Here is a 25316-nt window from a genome sequence, read left to right on the forward strand (position 1 = left end):
ATAACATTGTCCCGGTTTTATTGATCGTGTTCGAGCAAAACTGCTCAGAAACGGCAATATGATGCAATAGAACCGGGTGTATTTTGATTGTAATATTCGAGAAATTCGTTCGTAACGAATTCATTTTATATTTAACAAACACTTCAGGAGAAATATTAAACTGATGAAAAAAATAGGTTTAAGGCTATTAGTCTTACTTAGCTTGGCTCTTTCTTCAATTTCCGTATCCGGGGAAGAGAAAAAGACACTTACTATCAAGGGATCCGATACGATGGTGATCCTCGTTCAAAAATGGACAGAGACTTTTCCTGATAAGTCTTTACAATTTCAGGTTACAGGTGGGGGATCCGGTACTGGGATCGCGGCTCTAATCAATGGAACCACCGATATTTGCTCTTCTTCTCGTCCTCTGAAACCTCAAGAAATCCAACAATTGAAAGAAAAATACAATTCCAACGGAATTGAGATCAAAGTTGCGATCGACGGCCTTTCCGTTTATGTGAATAAGAAAAACCCTCTGGCCAAATTGACCATCGAGGAAATTCGCAAGATATTCACCGGAAAAGTAACCAACTGGAAGGAATTAGGCGGAGAAGATCACAAAATCGTTCTCTACAGCAGAGAGAATAATTCCGGAACTTATGAGTATTTCAAGGATCACGTTCTTGAAAAACAAGACTTTGACGCTTCCGTTCAGCACATGGTCGGGACCGCAGCTCTTGTAAACGCGATCTCCAAAGACAAATGGGGAATCGGATACGGCGGAGCAGCTTATGCTTCCGGAGTGAAGGACTTGGCAGTTGCAGTAAATGCAAACGAGAAAGCTGAACTTCCAACCGAAACAAACATCTTGACTAATAAATATCCCATTTCCAGATATCTGTATTTCTATCTGAGAGAAGCTCCCAAAGACCAAACCAAGAAATTCGTGGATTGGGTAATCGGGAAAGACGGACAAAAAGTAGTTAAGGACGTCGGATACTTCCCTCTTAAAAAGAAGTAATCGATCCTAAAAGTCGGCTCCGGTTTCGGAGTCGACGGATCAAATTTAGCAACTCGGACTTTTTTCAATGAGCAATATTGATCCTCTGTTAAGGTATCTCTTACATCCGAGCAGACGAAAAATCGACACAATCGCCGAAACTTCCATCAAGGCCACTGCGGCAACTTCCATTCTGATTATCATCCTTATCTTCTTTTTCGTTTTTAGAGAAGCATCTTCCTTATTCTTTCCTGATAAACCGAATTCGAACACTACTACCCAAGGTGCCGCTCCTTCCGAATACAATCCGGAAGAAAGTGCTCCGGCAGAGTATAATCCGGATGGAGACAGCTTAGCATTAGCTCCTTCTAAAACGGAAACTTCTTCTCAACCGGAACCTGAAAAGCTTTCTTTATTTGAAAATTTGCTCAGCAAGGTTTGGCAGCCGGTGTCTTCCGTTCCTAAATTCGGGATCCTTCCTTTGATTATAGGAACTGCTAAGACCACGATCATAGCCATTTTGATCGGCGCGCCTCTCGCAGTCTTGGCGGCCTTGAATATAACATTCTTCGTGCCTAGAAGAGTGAGAGAAATAGTAAAGCCTGCAATCGAAATGCTCGCAAACTTCCCTTCCGTTGTGATCGGATTCTTCTGCTTAATGGATGTGGCTACAGTCGTTAAGGCAACCTTTGATCTGGACTTTCGATTGAATGCTCTTACGGGAGGAATCGGACTCTCTATCGCTGTGACTCCTATCATATTCACAGTGGCAGAAGATGCTCTTAGCACAGTTCCTCAATCCTACAGACAAGCTTCTCTTGCATTAGGTGCAACCGAATGGCAAACCGCATACAGGGTTATGTTACCTGCGGCTCTGCCGGGAGTATTTGCAGCAGTATTATTAGGCGTAGGTAGAGCCTTCGGTGAAACGATGATCGCCCTTATGGCGACCGGAAACGCACCGATGATGTCTTTCGGGATCTTTGATCCAAGCAGGACCTTTGCTGCAACGATCGGAGCCGAGATGGGTGAAGTCATCTGGGGATCCGAACATTACAATATTCTGTTTTTCTTAGGTGTGCTTTTATTCCTATTCACCTTCTCCTTAAATGCGGTTACTGAACTGTATGTAAAGAAGAAGCTAATGAAAAAGTTTCAAGGCTCTTAACATGAAATTCTTATTTGGTAAAATCCTTTGAAATGGAAAAAAGTCAGACTCAAGCGCAATCGAGTCATTAAAGAAAAAATATACTCCATTCTTGCAGTCGGGATCCCAATGATCGCCACAGGATTGATTCTCTCTGTGGTTTTTCTCATGCTCGGGAATATTTTCTACAAGGGTCTTTCTGGGGTGAGTTGGGAATTCCTGACAGAAGCCCCCAGAAATAATAACTTGGAAGGCGGGATCTTTCCTGCAATTTACGGGACCGTATATCTTGTTTTTATAATGATCTTATTCAGCATTCCGATCGGAACGGCAACAGGTATCTTTCTTTCTGAATACACCAGAAGAGATTCAAAGTTCGCCATGACGGTCCGTTTCGCGATCAATACTCTGGCAGGAGTTCCTTCCATCGTATTCGGTTTATTCGGAGTTGGATTCTTCATTCAATTTATAGGTAAGGGAATGGACTTTGTAGGTGGGAACACCACTCCAGTTTGGGGAAAGCCGGCTCTGATCTGGGCAGCAGCGACTCTCGCAATTCTCACACTACCTGTAGTGATCATCTCGGTAGAAGAGACTATGAGAGGAATCCCGAGAGAAATGAGAGAGTCCAGCCTTGCGTTAGGCGCAACCAAATGGCAAACAATTTGGAAACTGGTTCTTCCGAATTCGGTAACAGGGATCCTCACAGGTGCCATTCTTGCGATCGGAAGAGGCGCAGGAGAAGTAGCGCCAATTCTATTTGTAGGTGTGGTTTATTCTTTGCCGGAATTACCTTCTCATCTTTCCGATCAGTTCATGCAGTTAGGATATCACCTTTTCGTTTTAGCAACCCAATCGCCCGATGTGGACGCCGCCATGCCGAAGCAATACGCAACTACTGTCGTTCTACTCACTCTGACTTTCGGAATGAGTTTCTTTGCGACTTTCTTGCGATATAGAATCCGTAAGGCAAGAGGCAGCGCTCACGTATGATACGTTTTTTAGAGATGCGAGGAGAAAATCGCAGATGAAAGATACAAAAGTAAAAATCAAATCCCGCCATTTTAACTTTTTCTACGGAGAAAATCAGGCATTGCATGATATCTCTTTGGAGATCCATGCAAAGAAGGTAACCGCCTTTATCGGACCATCCGGTTGTGGTAAGTCCACGTTCTTACGTTCCATCAATCGAATGAACGATGTGATCGATGGCTCTAAGGTAAACGGAAAGTTAGAGATAGACGGGATCAATGTTTACGATCCCCTAATGAACGTAGTGGAACTTCGTAAGAGAGTGGGAATGGTTTTCCAAAAATCCTTCCCCTTTCCTAAATCCATTTATGAAAATATCGCGTTCGGATTGAAGTTGAATGGCAGAGTCGCGAAGGACGAGATGGATCATATCGTAGAGGAAAGCTTGAGAAAGGCTGCTCTATGGAAAGAAGTCAAAGAAAGATTGAACGATAGCGCTCTCGGACTTTCCGGAGGACAGCAGCAAAGGCTTTGCATTGCAAGAGCTATTGCGATGAATCCTGAAGTAATCCTTATGGACGAACCTTGTTCCGCTCTGGATCCAATCTCCACTAAAAAAGTCGAAGAGTTCATCACAGAATTCAAGGATTCTTATACAATCGTGATCGTAACGCATAATATGCAGCAAGCTACTAGGGTCAGCGATTATACAGGATTCTTCTATATGGGTCGCTTGGTGGAATTTGATACTACTAAGAAGATCTTCCATGATCCTTCTAAAAAAGAAACGGAAGACTATATCTCCGGTAAATTCGGTTAATCTTTCCGATTTCTGTTACATTCCATTCTGCTAATTTAAAACCTTATCGGAATGGAAAAATAGGTTGGAAAAAATTTTCAGCCGTGTAACCTTCCTTGGCGAAAACCGAAGTTTAAGCCGATGATGCAAACGAGACCTGCCCTACTCCAATCCATAACCGGATTATTCTATCGACTTTCAGAATTATTAGATCGCATTCCCGATCGAAATTATATTCTTCCGCTGGATCTTCTTTCCGGTGCAAGCGTCGGCAAGCAAGTTCGCCATTGTGTCGAAGTAGCCGAGGCGCTTTTGAACGGGCATGAGACCGGAATCGTCTCTTATGATAGCAGAGCGCGTAATCCTCTCTACGAAACTTCTCCTATAATAACATCATCCAGAATCTTAGAATTAATATCCGAATTCGAAAAAAGGGATTGGGACGGAGCAGTAAGAGTTTCTCATATCTTAGATCCCTCCTCCGGAGAAGAAGAAATCCTTGAATCCTCTTGGGAAAGAGAGCTCTTGTATGTGCAAGAGCATACGATTCATCACGAGGCGATCATCCGGGTAGCCTTGGAGCATAGATTAAATTTTTATGATATTCCGCAAAACTTCGGGTTTGCGATCTCGACCCTGCATTACAATCTTTCTCAGTCGTCTTATTTTTCCTGGGATCCGGTAATTTAAGTTCGTATGTTGGAGACCCAGACGGAGCAAGATCTATTGCGGCAATCAGACCGCATGGAATTTTGGCCTACTTGGAAATTATATCTTCCTCTCATTCCTTATATAGCATTCGAGTCCTTACGATCCATCCGAAGAGGAAGCATCTCTTCTTTGGGTTTCGGATCCATCGCAGCAGCAAATCCAGGCATTCCTTTAGGGGGATTGGTAGGAGAATCCAAATCGGAAATCCTAAAACAAATCCATTCGAATTCTGTCCTGAAATTCTTTCCGATCCAAAGAGAAGACAAGAACCTTGAAATCATTTTAGAAAAAATGAATGCACTCGGATTAAAATTCCCTGTCATTCTCAAGCCAGACTCAGGACAAAGAGGACAGGGAGTCCGAAAGATCCGCAACGAATCAGAACTCTCAGAGTCTCTGAAAGATTCAAATGTGGATCTGATCGTCCAAGAATTTCATCCTGGACCCTACGAAGTTGGGATCTTCTATTATAGGCTTCCTTCTGAAACGAAAGGAAAGATCTTCTCCATTACCCGGAAAGTTTTTCCGAGAGTAACAGGAGACGGGACTTCCAGCTTAGAAGAATTAGTAAATTCTCATCCTCGCTTTCATCTCCAAAAGGAAACATTTCAATCCAGATTTAAAGAAGCTTGGAAGAAGGTCCCGAAGAAAGGAGAATCCATACAGCTTACGGAAGCTGGGAATCATTGCCAAGGCACTCTTTTTCTAGACGGCTCAGAATGGATCACTGATAAGTTGGAAGAAGCTATCGATCAGATCTCAGCTACTTTTGAAGGATTTTATTTTGGAAGATACGATATACGCTTCTCTTCCCTATCCGAATTTTTAGAGGGCAAAGGATTGCATATAGTGGAATTAAACGGAGTCACTTCAGAATCCACGAATCTCTACGACCCTAGATTCTCTTGGAAGGAAAGATACCAGATCCTATTCAAACAATGGAAGATTCTATTTAAAATCTCCAGAGAATCAAAGGGAAAGAAAGCGGGTCTGTTTTCTATCTTTCAGGCATTATATAAATTCTATTTCGGGGGAAGGATCGTATCTAACCTATCCAGCTAGCCTGCTCGCAAGGCGAAAATTTGTTTCCAAACAAAAGGAATTTTGCTAAAACTACCTATCTCGTCCTCTTTCGGAGGGAGTCATGCAACAGAAGATTCTTCAACTCGTTTACTTCATCTTCGGGGATCCCAAGAAAAATTCCTTAGAACATAGATTATTCAACACGATCTCTCTCGTGAATGGGATCTTAAATATTGTAGGATCCGTTTTCGAAGAAGAGGCCGAATATTCCGCAAGGATCATATTCTTCAACGTCGTCTCGGGCCTCATTCTCTTGATCATGTATTATTTCTCCAGGGTAAAGAGCATCTACTACTCCTTATTCTGGCCTTTGAATCTAACGATTCTATTTTATCTCTCTTCTCTTTGGTTCTTGCATGGAGGTTCCAACGGAGGAAATCATTATTACTTTATCCCAGCCCTGGTAATCGCGACGATTTTATTAAAAAATCATAATATAATTCTGATATATGCGTTCTATGGAATCGTTACGGCATTTCTATATACCTTCGAATATTTCTATCCGAATTTCATTGTGCCTCAAAAAGATAGGCATACAGAATACATGGACCTGGGAGGAAACTTTCTTTTCGTTCAGATCCTAACCGGAATTTTAATCTTTATTTTGAGTAGGAATCTGAATATAGAGAGAAAGAAATCCGACAACCTTCTTCGGAACATCCTTCCTGAATCCATAGCTGACGAGTTAAAAAAGAACGATACAGTCCAACCGCAGAAGTATGATAGCGTTACAGTATTGTTCACAGATATGGCTGGCTTCACCAAGATCGCAGAGAATATGACTCCGGAGCAATTGGTGGGAGAGCTTCATTATTTCTTTGCGGAATTCGATAAGATCGCTAAGAAATATGGATTAGAAAAAATTAAAACGATCGGTGACTCTTATATGGCTGCGGGAGGACTCCCTACTCCGAATCGTACTCATGCGATGGATGCAGTCTATTGCGGATTGGAATTCCAAGAATTCATGCGCAGGCACAAAGAAGAACGACTGAAGGCGGGACTTCCTACATGGGAACTTAGGTTAGGGATCCATACTGGCAGCGTGGTAGCTGGCGTAATAGGAACAGAAAAATTTGCCTACGATATATGGGGAGATACAGTAAACACTGCAAGCCGCATGGAAAGCTCGGGTCTGCCAGGAGAAGTGAATATCTCTAAAGACACATTTCATTTAGTCCGAGAAAATTTCATCTGCGAATCTAGAGGATTGATAAAAGCTAAGAACAAGGGAGAGATAGAAATGTTCTTAGTAAAAGGACTTAGATCCTCTGACTTGGAAGAGAGTAAGATCCCGGCCTTATCTTAAAATATTTCCAGGCCAAATGATTGCTTCTTGACTAGGAGTTTATAGGAAAGAACGTAAACCAACTCGTTTTCTTTTCCATGAATTTCAACAGCATTGGTTTTCTAATATTCATTTCGATCACCTTCTTCCTCTACTACCTACCCTTCTTAAAGAAATTTCAGTTGGCAATCGTGGTAGGAGCAAGTTTCTATTTTTATGCCTATTCTGATCCATGGCTTTTGATCCTACTCTTGTTTTCCATATTTTGGAATGCGAGTATCGTGTATCTCATCCAGTTACCCGATTTCAAGAGCAAGAAAGCGGTACTCGCTCTCGGTGTAGTACTCAATCTCACTGTATTGTTCTTTTTTAAATACAGTGGATTATTCGCTAAGACCTTTTTAGGAAACTCGCAAGGGACCGACCTTCACTGGATCTTTCTCATTCCTTTGCCGATCGGAATCTCTTTCTATACATTCCATGGGATCAGCATGGTTGTGGATTTTTATAGGATAGGGCCAGAGATATTAAAAGAGAAAATTTCTTATCCAAATCTTATTCTGAAATCATCACTCTATATAAATTTCTTTCCTCAGTTGGTAGCAGGCCCCATCGTAAAGGCCAAAGAATTCTTCCCACAGATCAAAGCAAAGGATTTCAAAGATATCCCTTGGTTATCCGCGACTAAGATATTGATCCTCGGGTATTTTTTAAAGACGGTAATCGCGGATAATTTGAACGATCTAACCTTCGTGATCGATTTTCCGTACAATTCGCATCATTCTTCCTTTGCCTTGATCCTATTGATCTTCGGATATTCTGCGCAGATCTTCGCAGACTTTGCAGGATACTCGCTCATCGCGATAGGAACCGCTCTACTTTTCGGATACCAGCTACCGACTAACTTTAATTTTCCTTATATATCATCCAACTTTTCAGAGTTCTGGAGACGCTGGCATATATCTCTCTCAACTTGGCTGAGAGATTATCTCTACATTCCTTTAGGTGGAAACAGAAAGGGGAATCTGAGAACTTATATAAACTTATTTTTAGTAATGGCCTTAGGAGGCCTATGGCATGGAGCAGAATGGAGGTATATGGTCTGGGGGATCGGTCACGGATTATTATTACTCTTAGAAAGATTCCTCGAACAAAATTTTCCCTTCTCTCTGCCTAAAAATAAAATTACGTTTTTCTTAAAGGGACTTTTCGTATTCCTTTGTGTTTCGCTTCTTTGGTTATTATTCAGGCTTCCGAATTTTGAAAAGGCAGTACAATATTTAGGGCTCATAGGTTCCAACATTGCCTTGGCTACGGACTGGGAACTTTGCTCCTTCCTTCTTTTCTTTTCTATCCCGGTGTTTTTATATCATGGATATGGATGGTATAAGGAAAGATCCACGCAAGCATCAAACGAATGGGTTTCCGTAATCGGATATTCATTTCTTCTCTTCCTAATCGTATTGAACCGCGGACCTTCTGCGTCCTTTATTTATTTTCAGTTCTAAATTATGAAATTCTACCTTAGACTTTTTTTCTTCTTCTTACTATTCTTGGGAATATATTCTATTTTAGTAAAATTTGTATCTCCGACCAAAGTCCCGAAGCAAAGTTGGTGGCAGCATAATCGGATCAGAGTAGAGACCTTCCTAACTTCCGGAAGGGATGCTAAGTATATTATCACTGGCTCTTCTATGTCGGATAGAATGATTCCTGCAGAAAAATCGGGTTGGTTCAATCTTTCCTTAGTAGGAGAAGGTGCCCTGACAGGACTTTCCGTTCTCGCTCACTCGGATTCTTCTCCCAAATATGTCTTTATAGAAGTGAATCAATTATCCGTTCAGGAAAATTCCAAATTTGCAAAGGAGAATACGGATCCGTTCTTTGTTTTTACTCGCAGGAATTTTCCGGTCCTCCTTTCTGAAAAGCAACCGTTCAACTTTCTCTCCGGAGTCATTTTAGAACTTCCTAATATACTTGGCTTACAGATCCCGATACAAGCGAACGAAACATCTACTGCAAACTCGGAAGAACTTCAAAAAAAACTAAAAGAAGAACATTTAGAAGAAGTTACTCGCTGGTATGGAGCTGCTGTAGAAAAAAAGAAATTGGAAGAGAGAATGTCTTCTCTTTCTTCTCTTCTTCTACAGTTGGAAGCGAAAGGTATCCGGCCAGTCTTCTTCGAAATGCCGATGCATCCCAAGATCCTTGCTTCGCCCAAAGAAACCGGGACCAGAGAAATTACTCGGACACATTTTCCGGAAACGAAGTATCTTTGGTACTTCGCAAAAGGAGGCCCATTTGAGGATAGCGACGCGCTTCATTTGGCTTATCCGGAAGCAAATCGATTCTTTGCAGAATTGAAAGAATACGCAGAAGAACTTCCGTAACAGTTCCCACATGTGGGAACTGTTGAAATTTGAAGTTGCTGAAAAGCGGATTGTGTGGTAGGGGAAATTTGCTCTCCCACGGGCCACTCCCCCCACCCAAACCAGGGCGGGGGCCCTCTTCGCGCGCCTGCACTATAGCAGCCAAATTTTCCAATATAATAGAATTATCCTTGCCGGAATCCTAACGTTAATTTCAGAGTTAATGTAGGAACTATATCACGGCGAGGTTGATTGCTCGATGAAATCAAAGGTTTTCTCATTATTTCTGATTCTCTTTTCCCTTCTTTTGGATTGCGGAAAGAAAGAAGCTCCCAAACTGCCAGGCGATCGCAAGGATCTGAAAATCGGGATCTGCCCCGGGCCTTACGGCGATCTTCTCAAAAAGGGAGTCTTTCCTGATTTAGAGAAGAAGGGATATAAGATACAGATCGTGCAATTCAGCGATTATATCCAACCCAATTTAGCACTGGCGTCAGGTGATATAGACGCGAACCTATTTCAGCATGTTCCTTATTTGAAAAAATTCACCGCTGACAAAGGGTTGAAGTTAGCCGCCATCGTTAATGTTCCGACTGCACCTATGTCTGTATTTGCAGGAAAAACTAAGAATCCGAAAGATCTGAAAGAAAAAGGTTCGATTGCACTCCCGAATGATCCTACAAATCAATTGAGAGCATTAAAGCTTTTCCAAGAATTAGGTTTTATTAAAGTAAATCCGGATGCCATCCCTACTAAAGCTTCTCTGAACGATATCTTGGAAAATAAAAAACAGATCCAATTTCTTCCTCTTGAAGCAGCCCAACTCCCCAGATCTTTGGAGAGTACGGATTTCTCCGCAATCAACGGAAATTTTGCCATCGCTTCCGGATTGGATCTGACAAAGGCTGTTATTCTCGAGACTTTAGCCGAAGAACATAAAAACATAATTGTTGTGCGCGAGGACGAGAAGGACAGCGTATTTGCAAAGGATATCGTTTCCGCTGTCCAGTCCAAAGAATTCGAAGAAGTGATCGACAAAGATTTTAAAGGATTCCAAAAACCAGAATGGTTTGGAAAGAAGAAGTAAACTCCATTCCCGAAACTATATTAGAATTTAGGAATGTCTTTAAGGCATTCCCGAAATCCCAACATCCTGCAATCAGCGATATCTCCCTCTCGGTTCAGAGAGGAGAGATTTTCGGGATTATTGGTACTACTGGTGCCGGCAAAAGCACTCTGCTTAGATTCGCTAATTTACTCGAAAGTCCGGATTCAGGGAATGTTCTTTTCGAAGGTAGGGATGTTTCCTACTTATCCGGCAAAGAATTAAGAAGTCATCGCTCCAAAGTGGGAATGGTATTCCAACAATCTCATTTGGTGCTGAACCGAAAGGTATTCGATAATATCGCCCTTCCCCTCAAAGCTCTTGGATGGAATAAGGAGCAGATCAAAGAGAGAGTCCTCGAGCTTTTAAGATTGATCGGTCTCGAGGATAAGATCGATTCCTACCCAAGCCAACTCAGCGGCGGGCAAAAGCAAAGGGTCGGAATAGCAAGAGCAATTGCAAATCATCCTCGCCTTCTTCTTTGCGATGAGCCAACTTCCGCATTAGATCCAGAGACAACCCGTTCCATTTTAGGACTATTGAAAAGTATTCATAAAAAATTCGGAATCACTATATTGATCGTCACTCATGAAATGGAAGTAGTAAGAGAGATCTGTGATTCGGTCGCCGTTATCGAAAAAGGAAAATTGATCGAATTAGGATCTTCGTACTCCTTATTCGCAGATCCTTCGCAAGAGATCACTAAGAAGCTTACCGGAGGAGTCTTAGATCATTCCATTCCAGAAGAAACCTTAGCCAGGACCAAGGGAAGAATTCTAAAAATCGTTTTGAAAGATCAGGTAGCGACAGAGCCGATCCTTGGAAAAGTAATCCGTGCTACGAACTACGTTCCGAATATTCTACATAGCAAGATCGAATATATTTCAGGGAAGCCGATCGGAGTCTTTTATCTGGAAACGGAACAGGACAATTCAAGTACCGAAACGATCCGCTCCGCTTTTGTCAGATACGGTGCTCAAGTAGAGGAGATCTACAGATGAGTTTTGAAAAATGGCAATCCCTTCTTCCCGATCTGACTGTTGCCTTCGGTCAAACATTCTTAATGTTAGGGATCTCACTGAGCATAGCATTGGTCTTCGGAATACCTTTAGGCTTTCTTATTTATCTCACAGACAAGAGACTGTTTCTTAAAAATAAAATCGCCTATTCTACATTAGGTGGTCTGGCAAACCTGATCCGCTCCGTGCCATTCGTTATTCTTTTGGTGGCCTTGATCCCTCTAACTCAATTCTTGGTGGGAACTACGATCGGACCTTTGGCAGCTTCCGTTTCCTTATCCGTGGCAGCTATTCCCTTCTTAGCAAGGTTAGTCGAAACCTCTCTGAGAGAAATTCCGGAAGGCGTCTTAGAAGCAGCGATTTCGACGGGAGCGAGCCTTCCTCTAATCATAAAGGAAGTCCTCATGCCGGAAGCCTTGCCAGGGATCTTGTCTGGAATTACGGTCACCACAATCAGTTTGTTAGGCTATTCCGCAATGGCCGGAATCGTCGGTGGTGGGGGAATAGGAGATCTCGCCATCCGATTCGGTTACTATAGATACGAAGACGATATCATGATTTCCACAGTATTAGTCTTAGTGGTTCTCGTGCAGGTCTTTCAATGGTCAGGCGATTTGATCCGAAGAAGGAGCGACAAGAGAGCCAGAGACTAACAGTTCCTACATGTGGGAACTATCGAAAAATGAAGTTGCTAAACTAAGGATTTTCTGGTATTGGAAATTTGCTTCTCCCACAGGCCACTCCCCCCACCCGAACCAGGGCGGGGGCCGTTTCGTCTCTCCTCGCACAGTTCCCACGTGCAAATTAACTGCTCATCCGTCTAACTGAACGATCCGTTCCATTCGCTTTTTCGTTCTCTTCTTAAAATCTGAAACCCTTAATCCGTTATTACGGATATAATTTCCACCATGTCAAACACCACGATATTGCAAAAGGAAGTTAGCAAGAATCACCAAGATGTGATCGAGGCTAATCATAAGTACGTTTCCGAGTTCGGCAAGAAGGGAGAACTGGCTCTTCCTCCTGCAAGAAGCTTCACTATTCTAACTTGCATGGACGCAAGATTAGATCCGGCCAAATACGCAGGTCTATCAGAAGGGGACGCACACGTTATCCGAAACGCTGGAGGAAGGGCAAGCGACGACGCGATTCGTTCTTTAGTCATCTCTCACAAACTCTTAGGCACTAAAGAATTTTTCGTGATCCATCATACCGATTGCGGGATGGCCCTATTTACGGATCCGATCATTCGCAACCTATTATCCAAAAGTCTGAAGACAGCGACTGTGGACTCTAACGGGTGGAAAAACTTGGAGGAATCTGGAGGCTCGGATGAAGCCGCTCATATTTCCTTCCTTACTTTCGAGGATCTGGAGAAGAGTGTGATCGATGATGTTAGCCGTATCAGAAAGCACCCATTGATCCCGAAAGATATCCCTATCTACGGATATTATTATGATGTGAAAACCGGAAAGTTGGTGGAAGTAGAAGAAGCGACTCGTATCGGCAGGGCTTCTTGACTCGTATTTGAATCTTCTCTAAACCCTCACTTCTTTTACGATACGGGATAAAGCCCATGTTTATCCCGTATCGGTTCTTTTCATTAGATATTCTTAAATTAGAATTCCGTCCTTATATTCGGATCGTATACCCGAAGGACCAGATAATACTATGCAAAGGTATCCTTTGTTCCAAGTGCTTATTTACTAAGGCTTGTTTCACGTTTGGATCCAAAGATGAATTCATGATCGAGTTCAAAACATACTGATTCACCAATCCGTATCCTTTAGAAGGATCTATTGTCAATCCATCGTTCGTATTGGAGGTCAACGGTTGGACCAAATTCGCCCCCGGAACAGTTCCTACAGTTTGCCCGCCTACCGTATTAGGATAATAGTAACTATTGTCTATCATATAGGTATTTGGTCTGTAAACGTCTGTAATCGAGAATATCATCCCTAAATACTTTAAGGTTACCTTATAATCGATATTCCGAATTCCCGACCTTCTATCAATATTATCATTATAGTATTGATAACCAACATCAATCGAAGGTTGTATCTTCAAGTCCTGAGTTATTTCGTATTCATGATTAATCGAGAATCTATGAAATGTGGAACCGTTGAACGCATTCGTAGGATATCCGGATTCTTGGTCCTTCTCCCCTCCTATACTCGCTCCTCCAATCCTTTCCGAAGAGGTCCTCATATTGAATTGGTAATGAGGATGCAGATATTGTAATACAGGCAATGTCCAACCGAATGTAAATAGACTTAAAGCAAAGTCAGGCTGAGTATTTACATAGTAGATCCATCCGGTATTAAAATCCCCCAAACGATTTGTAGTCCATCTATAGTTCAAGAGACCAGCCAAGCCTTCTCTTAAACCGTTAGTTTCTTTTCTAAGTTGGTAGGTTCCTGGATCGGCAGCCATCTGAGCTGGAGTAGCTGCAGGGCCATAAGGATGGGACTGATAAACGCTATCCACATCTCGATTCGTTCTAGCAGTAAGAGGAGAATATTCCCGGATCGTAAGATTCAATCCTTCCAAGGCCGTAGGAATTACCACCGTCGTGTCTAAAATGAGAGATTTAGGCATATTAGAATATCGTAAATCTCCTCTTCTATCGAATGAGTTCCCATACAAGCTATTACCGTTAATGAATACGTCATTTGTAAGCGCTTGGGTCCATACCACATCGTAATTTCGTTTTCCAGCTGCAGGCAAACCTGGGCTGGATGGCTTATTCTCTAGAACCAGCCCGCCCTTGTCTTCCTTGGTATTGGTGATCGATTCCACTTCTGATTTTAGGATCCTGACAGGGATCGCATCTTCCAGGGTGAAAATATAATAATCGGGAGCTTCCTTCTCCAATTTCAGGTTCTTTAAGATCTTTCCGGACTTGAGTTTAACCTCATCTCCAAGCAAAGAGGGAATCATAAAGAACGAAATTATAAGAAAGGATAAGCCCCGAAACGCCTTCTGCATCAGTTTGAGACCGTTCATTGCAGAGTTCTCCTTTTGATCCTGGCAATTTCTTTTTGGCTTGCCGCCTTCGATTGCCAGACAGGGCAGCAATTAGTTCAATAATTCTTGAACTATAAAACTTAGAAAGTGCTTGTCAATCTTTTGTTCAAATATTATTGAACTATTAGACCTTTAGGGAAAAAAAATTTTATGTCCAAGCATCCATCCCACCCAAGCGTGGAACAGATTGAACTTACGTCTATTTTCGAGGCAGTGAGCGATCCAATCCGGCGCAAGATCTTACTCCGACTTATGGAAGTAGAAGAGGCGATGTGTTCTGCGTTTTTAGAGTACGCTCCTAAAACGAATCTCTCCTATCATATCTCTAAGTTGAGAGAAGCCGGGCTGACGTATACCCGTATGGAAGGAACAAAGAAGATCCTAACATTAAGAAGAACTGATATGGATAAAAGATTTCCAGGCTTACTGGAAGCGATTATAGAAAGTTCCAAGTTGGAAGAAAGAAGAAGCAAGAGGCTCATTCTTTCTTCCAGAAACTGATCTTAATTGGAAAGAGCTTCCTTTCTCATGGACTCTAACCCTTGCGCCACGCTGACTAAAGGTTTATATTCGAGTTCCTTCTTCGCACGATCGATCCGGATCGTACATTCTTTTCCCATAATATCTATTGGAAAGCGCATCATAGGTGGTTCTTTACGAATTCCTAAAATTCTCCAGATACCTTCCACAATATAAGCGAGAAGACTCGCAATGGAAGAAGGAATAGATGCCTTAGGCAAAGACACACCCTGTGTCCCAAGCATTTCAGTCAAAAAGTCTCGGATCGTTCGATCTTCATCGTCCGTTACGAAATATATGCTCCCAGGTTTTCCCTTTGTAAGAGCAAGCTCCGTTGCATATACTAAATTCGTAATGCAGGTAACGGAAGTCTTGGCTCTTCCTCCGTCCAACCACATGAATTTTCCTTGAGAGACCATCTTCTTTACTTCAGGAAGCACAGTAGTATCTCCCGGTCCCCAAACCAGTCTTGGCCTTAAGACGATTGTCTCAAACCCAGACGAATTCGCAGCGACCACCCTTCTTTCTGCTTCCGCCTTTGTTTCACTATAAAGATAAGGAGTGCTTTTCGGATACGGATAACTCTCATCAATCTGCACCATATTCTGACCGAAGAATAAGGCAGCTTCCGTTCCCATATGAATGAAACGTTTTACACCGGCCTGCTTAGCAGCCTCCAAAAGCTGAGAAGTTCCATCCACATTTCCTTCCCAAAAATCTTTTCGAGTCCCCCAAGGTCCCACAAAGGCTGCGCAATGAATGATCACATCTATATCTTTTAAACTTTCTTTTGGAATCGATCCAAGGCTTCCTCTCACTATTTCCAAACCTTGCGCTTTCAATTTTGCATCCGATTCAACGGACCTGGATAAGGCTTTGATCGAATGATCCTTTTTCAAATGCCTTGCTATGGCCCCGCCAACGAAGCCGGAAGCTCCGGTTATAAATATCCTCATATAATTATTCTCCCTAATCTTTTTGTATAGAAGCTATATTGCAAATGTATGATTGCATTGGTCTTATTAGGAGCTCTTTGGTTCCGTATAAGAATCCATTTTTAAGGAATCATCCAAGCAGAAAATTTTCTATGCAGAGTATTGTACTCTGATAAACTTGAGACTTAGACAATCGAATGAGGTTTCGGGTTCCAGTCTTTTTCCTTCTTCTGATCGGGGCAATCATCGGTTGTTCTAATCCTCAGGATTATTATTCCCCTAAAGCAAAGCTAGGGATCCTCGACCTGCGAAATTGGGATCTCACGAACTCTCCCTTAGTCTCCCTAGATGGAGAATGGGAGTTTACCAACAGCTTAGATACTTCTAAACCCAATTCTTCGAAGGCTTTCATCACCGTTCCAGGTTCCTGGAACAAATTCCCACTCGCAAACGGAGAGCACGGAGGCGAAGGAATCGGGACATATCGTCTAACGGTATTCCTGGATCGACCTCTGAAAGATCTTGCCTTGCAAATGGGAGATATTTCTACCGCTTACCGTATCTATTTGAACGGTAGATTATTAGCGGATAACGGGATCATTGGAATTAATAAGGAAAGTATGACTCCTTCTTACAAGCATCCAATCATACTATTGGATGAAGAATCGAAGGAGCTGAATTTCACGATTCAAGTATCAAATTTTTATCATACAACTGGCGGCATCCGGAAATCGATCCTACTAGGTCCGATCTTAAACGTTTTCGAATACAAAAAGCAGGAAATCTCTCTTGGCTGGGTGGTGTTCGGTGCAACCTTTCTCATGGGAGTCTATCATCTCATCCTCTTCTTCATGAGAAGAGTGGACAAGTCCGCAATTTGGTTCGCTTTCTTTTGCATCGATCTAAGCATCAGAGGATTTTTTACAGGATCTGTCTTTATCTATGAGATCACTGAAGATAAGTATTGGGTTTATATTCACAAACTAGATCTTTTGAGTTTCGTACTAGCTCTTCCTTTATTCTCCTTATTTCTTAGATCTCTGTTTCCGAAAGACTTTCATCGATATTTCAATACTGCTTTCTTATCGGTAGGAGCTGCATTCTCACTCATCATATTGATGACTCCTGCTTCGGAATACATGTGGTACATACAGATCTTCCAAGGCATTGTAGGGATTATCATTGTCTACTTCTTACTCTTGATGATCTACTGTGTCTTCAGAAAGAGAGAAGGAGCCATACTATTTGCAGTAGGCGCAGCTTTTCTTTTTATCGCCACACTGAACGATATATTAAACCAAGCCTTGATCATAAAAACAGGATATATAGCGAACTGGGGACTTCTCGCATTCTTATTCTCACAAACAATCATGCTTTCCGTTAGATTTTCTAATGCGTTCGTGCGTCTCGAAGAATTACAAAAATCGCTAGAATATAAGGTCTTAGAGAGAACAAGCCAATTAGAAGAAGCAAAGCTTGTTGCGGAAGAAGCGAATTCCATGAAGGATACATTCATTTCTCTCGTGACTCATGATCTTAGATCTCCCATCACTACGATCATGGGAATCCTTCAATTAATAAAAAACGATTATGAACAACTGGACGATATCTCCATTAAAGAATGGTTGATGAGAGCCGAGAACACTTCTTCTCAATCCTTAGAGATGATAGCTACTCTTTTGGATCTGAATCGATTGAGATCCGGCTCCTTTCCTATGGACAATAGTCTGATCTATGTTTTTCCTGAAGTCGAAGGAGTCCTTGCAAAACTATGGGCTCAAGCAAACGCAAAGAAATTAGAGATTAGGAACTCCATTCCAAACGAAGTACGAATGAACGTGGATCGCACCTTATTCTCCGAGATCTTTGTGAATCTTCTTTCAAACGCTATCAAGTTTTGTAGAGAAGGAGATTCTATAGAGATCGACTTTGCATCTAAACCGAGCGAGATAGAATTTACAGTAAAAGATTCAGGTGTGGGAATTCCAACGGAAATGATCCCTGGCCTTTTCTCCACAGAGATCAGATCCACTCGTTTGGGAACGAATAGAGAATCTGGCACTGGATTAGGGTTGCCTTTAGTATATAGCATCATCAACGCGTATCATGGAAAGATCTCAGTCGAATCCCAAGAACAGAAAGGAAGTAAATTTACCTTCTCCATTCCTCAACCTCTTCTAGATATTCCCAGATTGAATCCGATCTAAATTCTGATTGTATTTTGAATGAGGCAGGAGATCCTTCCGGCTCTATGACAAAATCAAGCTTTCAATATATCATTTCCTTCTTCGGGATCTTATTCGCTCTATCTTTCATTTACTTTGTAATCCCTCCTCTTTTAAAAAACTTCGACGTGATCGGCGCTGCTTTAGGAGGATTCGTAAATCCATTCTCCACTGGATATTCCTTGGATATCATTTGCACCTGGTTCGTCTTCTCCGCTTGGGTATTGTATGAGGCAAAATCGAAAGGAATTCAAAACGGTTGGATCGCAATCTTGTTAGGAGTGGTTCCAGGTGTTGCTACCGGCATGGCCTTTTATCTCATCCTAAGAATGAAACAAGGCAAAGAATAAGATCCGATTCAGCCGACCGATTTCTATCCGAAAAGGAAATTTTTTTCTTCCTGAAAGGGAAACAATTTATAGAAAATCATGTACAGTATTTTGAGCATTTTTTAAAATCTGTTAAATCTAGTTCGGCTTGAAAGCAAACACATGCAAAACGAATCCAATTCAATAGTTTCCATTCGAAACCTCTCTAAATCATATTCCAATGGATTTACCGCCTTAAAGAATATAAATTTGGAGATCAAAAAGGGAGAGATCATTGCTCTTCTCGGTCCAAACGGAGCGGGAAAGACAACGCTTATCTCCATCATCTGCGGCATCGTAAATCCCAGCGAAGGTTCTGTCTCTGTAGGTGGATACGATATCATCAAGGATTACAGGCAAACTCGATCCATGATCGGTCTCGTTCCCCAAGAGCTTGCTGTGCATGCATTTGAATCTGTGATGGCCACTACAAATTTTAGCCGCGGACTCTTCGGAAAGCCGACTAACACCAAATATGTGGAAGAAATTCTGGGATCTCTTTCTCTTCTAGATAAGAAGAATAGCACCGTGCTTACTCTTTCTGGGGGAATGAAACGTAGAGTGATGATCGCTAAGGCGCTTTCTCACGAGCCGAATGTTTTATTCTTAGATGAACCCACTGCAGGAGTCGACGTTGAATTGCGCAAGGACATGTGGAATGTAGTCCGTGCCCTAAGAGATCGAGGCGTGACCATCATACTTACCACTCATTATATCGAAGAAGCCGAAGAGATCGCAGATAGAGTCGGGATCATGAACAAGGGCGAATTGATCCTTGTGGAAGAAAAGTCCGAGCTAATGCATAAATTAGGAAAGAAGCAGATCCTTTTAGATCTCGCTCGTCCATTGCAAAAGATTCCGGATTCTCTTCAATCTTACGAACTCGATATCAAAAGCGAAGGCAATCAATTGCTTTATACTTATGATGGGCAGGACAAAGAGTCCGGCATCGCAGCCTTCTTGGAAAATCTAAAAAAATCAGGGATAGAATTCAGGGACTTAAACACGATCCAAAGCTCTCTGGAAGAGATCTTCGTGCAATTGGTGAAGGAATCCAAATGAACTTAAACGCAATCAAAGCAATTTACTTTTTCGAAATGTCCAGAACGAGAAGGACATTGATGCAGAGTATCGCATCTCCCGTCATATCCACTTCTCTTTATTTTGTGGTCTTCGGTTCTGCTATCGGGTCCAGGATCCAAGAGGTCAACGGAGTTTCTTACGGTTCCTTTATTGTTCCAGGGTTAATTATGCTTTCCTTATTAACGGAAAGCATCTCTAACGCTTCCTTTGGGATCTATTTTCCTAAGTTCACTGGTACAATCTATGAGATCTTATCCGCTCCAGTTTCGAGTATGGAGGCTGTCATAGGATTCGTAGGAGCCGCAGCGACCAAATCACTGATCTTAGGAATGATCATGCTGGCAACAGCTTCTCTATTCGTAACCATCCATATTGCTCATCCCTTTCTGATGATTTTCTTTCTAATCCTGACCTGCGTGTCTTTCAGCTTGTTCGGATTCATAATCGGAATTTGGGCGGATAATTTCGAAAAACTGCAAGTGATCCCGATGTTAGTCATCACTCCTCTTGTATTTTTAGGAGGAAGCTTTTACTCCGCAAATATGCTCCCACCATTTTGGCAAACAGTGACATTGTTCAATCCTATCCTTTACTTAGTAAGTGGGTTTCGTTGGAGCTTCTATGAAATTGCCGATGTAAGTGTTGGGATCAGCCTAATAATGATACTTGTATTCTTAAGCATTTGCCTATTCATCGTGGCTTGGATGTTTAGGACAGGATATCATATTAAGAAATAAAGATAAGAATCCTGCGTATCGCTTCTTCTCTCCGAGACAAAGTCATTGTAGCAAACGCTAAAGCAGCTAATAATGAATAGTCGATAAACCTAACACTAGTTCGGAGAGAAGAAGGAGAAAAAATAATCCAAAATGATTAGTGTCTACTTCCTTCTTTACGACATGCAAATTGTCTGACAAACTTCTGAATCAATTTTGAACATATCTTAACTTTAATATACGTTTCCATTTGATCCGCTTTTCCTCTCATCATCTTTCTCGATCATTTGATATATAAAAGAAAGATTTATTTTCAAAAGATTCTTCTTCCTATTACTTAAAAATTGCTTAAAATAGAATCCACTTGACTTTTGTGCCTTCGCAACAAAGCTAACAACTCGATTATGGTCGATTCCATTCTATTTTCGCATCATTCCATTGGCGTCTTCTCCTTATTTCTCTTAACTTTAGTTCTTTCAGGATTCTTAATCTTCAAAAAGGACAAAACCCTTCCTTCATATTACTTACTCATAATGTATCTTTGTTACGGAGTCATGTTTTTCGGATACGTCCTCTCCTATTCCGTATTCGATCCGATAGCAGCGTATCATAGATACCTAACTGTGTTCATCTTATTCGGGATTGTTTGCTTTATAGGATTTTGCTACTACTTCCCCAGAAATGTACATCCAAAAGAATCCAAAGTTGTAATTCTAATAAGCTTGTTCATGAGCCTAGCCGCCTGGGCTCACTTCATGTACAAAACCCATAATATGGAGAAAATATTCTCCTTCACTGCTCACCAATACAGCTTCGATTTCGGAAAAGAGGCGAGCGCGATCATACTGCTATGTTTCATTATCAGCACGGTAGTATTAATTAGAAAAATATTATACTTCTCCAAATACACCGGCGTTCTGACCATTTGGAGCAGGAACTTCGAAAACTCTTCCGCTTTTGTTCGGATCCCTGTCCAATTTCTTTTAGGGATCCCACTCGCGTTCCAAAAAATCGTCTTCGCAAAAGGAAAAGAGGCGGTCGCACTCAGAGCTTTTCTATTCACTGTCTTGCTAAATATCCTAAACGCATACAATAACGTCTTAAACAAATCAGGCGTGATCACTTACGACACTTTTGCGATGACTTACTTCACTCTTTCGGTGACTACGATCTTCTTCATCCAAAATGCCTATCTGGGCCATTCTCCCGAGCCTACGAGCTTTATGGTCAAGATCCTTTCCAGCGCGGTAGTCACGGTGATCCTAGCCTTAGGAGCAATCAGTTACATTACATTATATGCGATCGATCGAGCCAGCGAAAAGGAAAGTCTGGTCGAAATGAATTCGGTAAAAACCGCAATTCGCAATGGAGAGACCGACTTTCCGTCAAATGTGCAATATATCATTTCCAGACCCTCCGGACCCGGAGTATTCGATCATAAGTATAATGTAATATTCTCCAGAGATTCCTTAACACAAAACAAGCTAAAGGAAGGAGAAGAAAAATATAAGAAGCAGCAACTTCGAGATCTGGAAGAGCAAAACAAAAGAAAATATAAAGGCAAGACTGACTCCGAATTAGAAACCATTTCATTGAAAGAAATGGAAGATACTGAGTTACCTTTACAAACCCGGTTATTCAGAATGGCCGAGAACTTTTATATTCATTATGATTTCGAAATGGATAAGACCAGATACGAGGTCGGGTTTAGCTATAGAGATTTCAGGACAGTCATTCATAATGTGGCAAGATGGCTCGTTCTGATCCAGCTTGGAACTACTGTATTTATATTGATCGCATTTCCAATCCTTCTACGTGTAAGTTTGATCCATCCTCTGAACAAACTTCTTTCGGGAGTAGAGAAGGTAAATCATGGAGATCTGAACGTAAACGTACCTATTAAGGCAATGGACGAGGTCGGATTCCTATCACTCTCCTTCAATTCTATGGTGGATTCTATACGAAGCGCCAGAGAACAGCTTCAAGATTATGCAAATCATCTAGAAGAAAAAGTAGAAGAACGAACCAGAGAAGTACAAGAAAAGATGATGGAGGTCCAACAGCTCAAGATCCAACAGGACGGAGACTATTTCCTCACTTCACTTTTAGCTAAGCCTCTCTTTTATAACGCCAATAAATCTTCAAAAGTAAATACGAACTTTCTAATCAAACAGAAGAAGTACTTCGAATTCAGAAATAAGAAAGGAGAACTTGGCGGAGATATTTGCATCACTGGAAATTTACGATTAGGAACTCCGAGCGAGTACCAACAGTTCACAATGGCAATGAACGGAGACGCAATGGGAAAATCCATGCAAGGCGCTGGCGGTTCATTGGTAATGGGAGTCATGATGAATTCCATCATGGCACGATCGGCGGCAAATAAGAGAGTTCTAAATAAGACTCCGCAAGAATGGTTAACCGACGTGTACCACGAAGTTCATTCCGTATTCAAAAGCTTCGATGGAAGTATGGTAATATCCGCAACCGTTGCACTCATCAACGATGAAACAGGCGAAATGCATTATTGGAACGCCGAGCACCCATTTTCCGTTCTGTATAGAGATGGAAAGGCTTCCTTCTTAGAAAATGATCTAGAGCTTAGAAAGTTAGGATTGGATTCTGAATACGACTTCAAAGTAAAGACATTCCAACTTCATCCGAGTGACGTGATCATACTCGCTTCCGACGGAAGAGACGACCTATTGCTCCAAAGTTTTAATGGAAAAAGGATTATCAACGAAGATGAAAATCTCTTTCTAAGCGCAGTCGAAAAATCTGGAGCTGACATCGAGCTTATCGAAAAGAGTATTCGGAGCACTGGAGAAGTCATAGACGACTTATCCATTCTCAGAATCGGATTCCAAGAAGTAGGAGTTCCTGCATTTCCATCCGAAAGAAATGGAGAGAACTATGATACTTCTGAGAAAGTAACCCTTCAAAACTTATATAGAGAAGGAAAAGAACTGTATAAGAGTGGAGAAGTTCAAAAGGCAATCTCAGTCCTGCTCGAAGCATATTCTGCGGATCCTTCTAACCAAAGAATCAACAAACTGCTTGGCTTGATCAGTTTCAAAGAAAAGGACTATCCGTTAGCAGTAAAAGTGCTGAGTAAGTATCTTGTAGACGATCCGGACACGGCAGAACTCTGGCATTATCTTTCCTTAGCAGAAAAGAGATTGGGAAATCTAACTCAATCCTTAGAAGCAGCAATGATGGTGAATAAACTGCAACCGCTGAATGTGCAAAACCTGGTGCATCTATCCGATCTAAATCGGCTTCTTGGAAAAAAAACCGACGCAATAGAATTTACGAAAGCTGCAGAAGATATAGATCCGGAAAACAAGAACGTTCAGAAATTAAAGAAACTATTAGAAATAGATTAATATTCTTCGTCCGACCAGCCTACATCTTTCAAGAAATCGTCGTAAGTGCCGTCAAAAATACGGATCTCATCGTTATCGAATACGATCAACTTGGTAGCGACAGCTTTCAAATGCATTTCATTGTGAGTTACCATAATCACAGAACCTTCGAATTCATCGATCGCCTCGATCAAAGAATCACAAGACTGCATATCCAAGTGATTCGTCGGCTCGTCCAAATAGAGAATATGGCAAGGAGTCACAAGTATCTTTCCAAGAAGAACTCTACTCTTCTCTCCTCCAGAAAGCACCTTGATCTTTTTCAATGCCTGGTCGTCTGAGAACATCAGTCCACCTGCAATCGTTCTCGCTACCCATTCCGTACAAGACTTATCTGCACTCATGATCTCTTCGACGACAGTAGCGTTCTCGTTCATATTCAATTTATTTGTCTGACCGAAGTAACCCTCTTTCAAAGCAGGATGTTTTTGAACGGCACCCAAAGAAGGCTGCAACTCGCCTGCAAGAAGTTTGAGAAGAGTAGATTTACCCTTTCCATTTTTACCGATAATGCAGATACGATCCCTCTTACCCACACTAATTGAAAAATCACGGATCAGAAAAGGCTCTTTGCCTGAATAAGAAAAAGAAATATTATCCGCAGACAACATTTGATTCGCAGCAAATGGAGCCGCATTAAAATATAATTCCAGATCTTGAATTGCCTCCAAGGCTTTCATTTCACCTTGCTTCTCGAGCTTCTTCACTCTAGATTGTGCCCTACTCGCAAAACTAGCTTTCGCCTTGAACTTAGCGATAAAGATCTCTTCTTGCTTTCTTTTCTTCGCCTCATTTTGGCGAGTCCTTTCGTAGATCTCTTCGGCTTGGTTGATCTGATTATAAAGTTTGTCGGTATCGCCTTGGACCTTAACGGACTTGGTCCTGTGGATTGCAGCGGTATGAGTAACGACGCTATCCATAAAACTTCTATCATGAGTTACTAATATAATTTCGCCTTCCCACTCTCTTAAGAATTCCTCGAGCCAACGGATCGTAACAATATCCAAATAGTTATTCGGCTCATCCAGCATCAACAGGTCTGGACCGGAAACCAAAAGCTTCGCCAGATTCATCCTGATCTGGTAACCACCGGAGAATTCGTTCGGATCTCTCTCCATATCCGCTTCAGAAAAACCTAAACCGGATAGAACCTTTTCAACCTGCCAAGTCTCATATTCGTCTCCTTCCGGAAGACCGAGAGCGCATTCTTCCAAAACAGTCGGTTTCGAAAAATGAAGATGCTGTTGTAAATGACCGATCTTATAGCCTTTCGGAATCGTAATCGTACCTGAATCAGGCTCCACTCCACCTAGGATCATCTGAAAGATCGTGGACTTGCCATGCCCATTCCTGCCGACAAGGCCTAACTTTTCGCCTCGATTCAGACTTAAATTCAAATCATCGAAGAGAACCTTGGAGTTATAAATCTTGTGAAGGTTAGAAATCTTAATCATTGGACCTGGCTCTTTAAGCTATAAAACCAGAGTTTAAAAACAATCCAGGATTTCACTCAAAAATGCCGGCGCTTAGCCCGCTTGTAGGA

General features: G+C 41.8%; 22 protein-coding genes. 19 read left to right on the forward strand and 3 right to left on the reverse strand.

Translation table 11 applies throughout. From position 1 onward, the window contains the following. Positions 1-163 precede the first annotated feature (163 nt). The 13 genes from EHO59_RS14220 to EHO59_RS14280 all read left to right on the forward strand — a co-directional run bounded on the left by EHO59_RS14220 (position 164) and on the right by EHO59_RS14280 (position 12995). Positions 164-1003, forward strand: a complete 840-nt coding sequence (locus EHO59_RS14220) for a phosphate ABC transporter substrate-binding protein (protein ID WP_135589087.1) — start codon at positions 164-166, stop codon at positions 1001-1003. A gap of 67 nt (positions 1004-1070) precedes the next feature. After that, entirely contained in the window at positions 1071-2150 is a 1080-nt protein-coding gene (pstC, locus tag EHO59_RS14225) for a phosphate ABC transporter permease subunit PstC (protein ID WP_135589088.1), read from the forward strand. A gap of 27 nt (positions 2151-2177) precedes the next feature. After that, complete coding sequence (pstA, locus tag EHO59_RS14230; RefSeq protein ID WP_135589089.1) at positions 2178-3122, forward strand: phosphate ABC transporter permease PstA; 945 nt, start codon at positions 2178-2180, stop codon at positions 3120-3122. Positions 3123-3156: 34 nt separating this feature from the next. Beyond that, a complete protein-coding gene (gene pstB, locus EHO59_RS14235; RefSeq protein WP_135589090.1) occupies positions 3157-3921 on the forward strand; it encodes a phosphate ABC transporter ATP-binding protein PstB in 765 nt (254 codons plus the stop codon). Between the two features lie 120 nt (positions 3922-4041). Further along, positions 4042-4590: a hypothetical protein gene (locus EHO59_RS14240; protein WP_135589091.1), complete on the forward strand. Its 549-nt coding sequence runs from the start codon at positions 4042-4044 to the stop codon at positions 4588-4590. Positions 4591-4644: 54 nt separating this feature from the next. Then, entirely contained in the window at positions 4645-5673 is a 1029-nt protein-coding gene (locus EHO59_RS14245; protein ID WP_425460236.1) for an ATP-grasp domain-containing protein, read from the forward strand. Between the two features lie 82 nt (positions 5674-5755). After that, positions 5756-7003 (forward strand): adenylate/guanylate cyclase domain-containing protein, encoded by a 1248-nt coding sequence (locus tag EHO59_RS14250; protein ID WP_135589093.1) that lies wholly within the window; start codon positions 5756-5758, stop codon positions 7001-7003. A gap of 170 nt (positions 7004-7173) precedes the next feature. Further along, on the forward strand, positions 7174-8490 hold the full coding sequence (locus EHO59_RS14255) for an MBOAT family O-acyltransferase (protein WP_246052950.1): 1317 nt from the start codon (positions 7174-7176) through the stop codon (positions 8488-8490). A gap of 3 nt (positions 8491-8493) precedes the next feature. Continuing rightward, positions 8494-9372 (forward strand): hypothetical protein, encoded by an 879-nt coding sequence (locus EHO59_RS14260; protein ID WP_135589095.1) that lies wholly within the window; start codon positions 8494-8496, stop codon positions 9370-9372. A 238-nt stretch (positions 9373-9610) separates the two neighbouring features. Next, entirely contained in the window at positions 9611-10438 is an 828-nt protein-coding gene (locus EHO59_RS14265) for a MetQ/NlpA family ABC transporter substrate-binding protein (protein ID WP_135589096.1), read from the forward strand. Further along, positions 10417-11457, forward strand: coding sequence for a methionine ABC transporter ATP-binding protein (locus tag EHO59_RS14270; protein ID WP_135589097.1), 1041 nt, complete (start codon positions 10417-10419; stop codon positions 11455-11457). Before EHO59_RS14265 ends, EHO59_RS14270 begins: the two co-directional genes overlap by 22 nt. Beyond that, entirely contained in the window at positions 11454-12128 is a 675-nt protein-coding gene (locus tag EHO59_RS14275; protein WP_135589098.1) for a methionine ABC transporter permease, read from the forward strand. The genes EHO59_RS14270 and EHO59_RS14275 overlap by 4 nt, the downstream gene beginning before the upstream one ends. Before the next feature lie 255 nt (positions 12129-12383). Continuing rightward, positions 12384-12995 carry a beta-class carbonic anhydrase gene (locus EHO59_RS14280; RefSeq protein WP_135589099.1) on the forward strand — a complete coding sequence of 204 codons (612 nt, stop codon included), beginning with the start codon at positions 12384-12386 and terminating at the stop codon, positions 12993-12995. A gap of 112 nt (positions 12996-13107) precedes the next feature. Here EHO59_RS14280 and EHO59_RS14285 read toward each other — a convergent pair whose 3' ends face one another. Next, entirely contained in the window at positions 13108-14481 is a 1374-nt protein-coding gene (locus tag EHO59_RS14285; protein WP_135589100.1) for a hypothetical protein, read from the reverse strand. A gap of 171 nt (positions 14482-14652) precedes the next feature. Between EHO59_RS14285 and EHO59_RS14290 the strand changes: the two genes are divergently transcribed. After that, positions 14653-15003, forward strand: a complete 351-nt coding sequence (locus EHO59_RS14290) for an ArsR/SmtB family transcription factor (protein ID WP_135589101.1) — start codon at positions 14653-14655, stop codon at positions 15001-15003. A 2-nt stretch (positions 15004-15005) separates the two neighbouring features. Here EHO59_RS14290 and EHO59_RS14295 read toward each other — a convergent pair whose 3' ends face one another. After that, a complete protein-coding gene (locus tag EHO59_RS14295) occupies positions 15006-15977 on the reverse strand; it encodes an NAD-dependent epimerase/dehydratase family protein (RefSeq protein WP_135589102.1) in 972 nt (323 codons plus the stop codon). Positions 15978-16153: 176 nt separating this feature from the next. Here EHO59_RS14295 and EHO59_RS14300 point away from each other — a divergent pair, with 176 nt between their 5' ends. The 5 genes from EHO59_RS14300 to EHO59_RS14320 all read left to right on the forward strand — a co-directional run bounded on the left by EHO59_RS14300 (position 16154) and on the right by EHO59_RS14320 (position 23734). Further along, positions 16154-18163, forward strand: coding sequence for a sensor histidine kinase (locus EHO59_RS14300; protein WP_135589103.1), 2010 nt, complete (start codon positions 16154-16156; stop codon positions 18161-18163). 44 nt (positions 18164-18207) lie between these two features. Next, positions 18208-18531 (forward strand): DUF2834 domain-containing protein, encoded by a 324-nt coding sequence (locus EHO59_RS14305; protein ID WP_135589104.1) that lies wholly within the window; start codon positions 18208-18210, stop codon positions 18529-18531. Between the two features lie 141 nt (positions 18532-18672). Continuing rightward, entirely contained in the window at positions 18673-19611 is a 939-nt protein-coding gene (locus EHO59_RS14310; protein ID WP_135589105.1) for an ABC transporter ATP-binding protein, read from the forward strand. Then, positions 19608-20369 carry an ABC transporter permease gene (locus tag EHO59_RS14315; RefSeq protein ID WP_135589106.1) on the forward strand — a complete coding sequence of 254 codons (762 nt, stop codon included), beginning with the start codon at positions 19608-19610 and terminating at the stop codon, positions 20367-20369. The genes EHO59_RS14310 and EHO59_RS14315 overlap by 4 nt, the downstream gene beginning before the upstream one ends. Before the next feature lie 383 nt (positions 20370-20752). Further along, on the forward strand, positions 20753-23734 hold the full coding sequence (locus EHO59_RS14320; RefSeq protein ID WP_135589107.1) for a SpoIIE family protein phosphatase: 2982 nt from the start codon (positions 20753-20755) through the stop codon (positions 23732-23734). On the opposite strand, the gene EHO59_RS14325 is transcribed toward EHO59_RS14320, so the two are convergent. Beyond that, entirely contained in the window at positions 23731-25227 is a 1497-nt protein-coding gene (locus EHO59_RS14325; protein ID WP_135589108.1) for an ABC-F family ATP-binding cassette domain-containing protein, read from the reverse strand. The two genes, EHO59_RS14320 and EHO59_RS14325, sit on opposite strands and share 4 nt — an antisense overlap. Positions 25228-25316: the final 89 nt, after the last annotated feature.

The sequence above is a fragment of the Leptospira semungkisensis genome, from assembly GCF_004770055.1.
GTDB lineage: Bacteria > Spirochaetota > Leptospiria > Leptospirales > Leptospiraceae > Leptospira_B > Leptospira_B semungkisensis.

Coding starts and splice junctions, on each gene's coding strand:
- EHO59_RS14220 (WP_135589087.1), top strand. CDS start 164: ATGAAAAAAATAGGTTTAAGGCTATTAGTCTTACTTAGCTTGGCTCTT.
- pstC (WP_135589088.1), top strand. CDS start 1,071: ATGAGCAATATTGATCCTCTGTTAAGGTATCTCTTACATCCGAGCAGA.
- pstB (WP_135589090.1), top strand. CDS start 3,157: ATGAAAGATACAAAAGTAAAAATCAAATCCCGCCATTTTAACTTTTTC.
- EHO59_RS14240 (WP_135589091.1), top strand. CDS start 4,042: ATGATGCAAACGAGACCTGCCCTACTCCAATCCATAACCGGATTATTC.
- EHO59_RS14245 (WP_425460236.1), top strand. CDS start 4,645: ATGGAATTTTGGCCTACTTGGAAATTATATCTTCCTCTCATTCCTTAT.
- EHO59_RS14250 (WP_135589093.1), top strand. CDS start 5,756: ATGCAACAGAAGATTCTTCAACTCGTTTACTTCATCTTCGGGGATCCC.
- EHO59_RS14260 (WP_135589095.1), top strand. CDS start 8,494: ATGAAATTCTACCTTAGACTTTTTTTCTTCTTCTTACTATTCTTGGGA.
- EHO59_RS14265 (WP_135589096.1), top strand. CDS start 9,611: ATGAAATCAAAGGTTTTCTCATTATTTCTGATTCTCTTTTCCCTTCTT.
- EHO59_RS14270 (WP_135589097.1), top strand. CDS start 10,417: ATGGTTTGGAAAGAAGAAGTAAACTCCATTCCCGAAACTATATTAGAA.
- EHO59_RS14275 (WP_135589098.1), top strand. CDS start 11,454: ATGAGTTTTGAAAAATGGCAATCCCTTCTTCCCGATCTGACTGTTGCC.
- EHO59_RS14280 (WP_135589099.1), top strand. CDS start 12,384: ATGTCAAACACCACGATATTGCAAAAGGAAGTTAGCAAGAATCACCAA.
- EHO59_RS14285 (WP_135589100.1), bottom strand. CDS start 14,481: ATGAACGGTCTCAAACTGATGCAGAAGGCGTTTCGGGGCTTATCCTTT.
- EHO59_RS14290 (WP_135589101.1), top strand. CDS start 14,653: ATGTCCAAGCATCCATCCCACCCAAGCGTGGAACAGATTGAACTTACG.
- EHO59_RS14295 (WP_135589102.1), bottom strand. CDS start 15,977: ATGAGGATATTTATAACCGGAGCTTCCGGCTTCGTTGGCGGGGCCATA.
- EHO59_RS14300 (WP_135589103.1), top strand. CDS start 16,154: ATGAGGTTTCGGGTTCCAGTCTTTTTCCTTCTTCTGATCGGGGCAATC.
- EHO59_RS14305 (WP_135589104.1), top strand. CDS start 18,208: ATGACAAAATCAAGCTTTCAATATATCATTTCCTTCTTCGGGATCTTA.
- EHO59_RS14310 (WP_135589105.1), top strand. CDS start 18,673: ATGCAAAACGAATCCAATTCAATAGTTTCCATTCGAAACCTCTCTAAA.
- EHO59_RS14315 (WP_135589106.1), top strand. CDS start 19,608: ATGAACTTAAACGCAATCAAAGCAATTTACTTTTTCGAAATGTCCAGA.
- EHO59_RS14320 (WP_135589107.1), top strand. CDS start 20,753: ATGGTCGATTCCATTCTATTTTCGCATCATTCCATTGGCGTCTTCTCC.
- EHO59_RS14325 (WP_135589108.1), bottom strand. CDS start 25,227: ATGATTAAGATTTCTAACCTTCACAAGATTTATAACTCCAAGGTTCTC.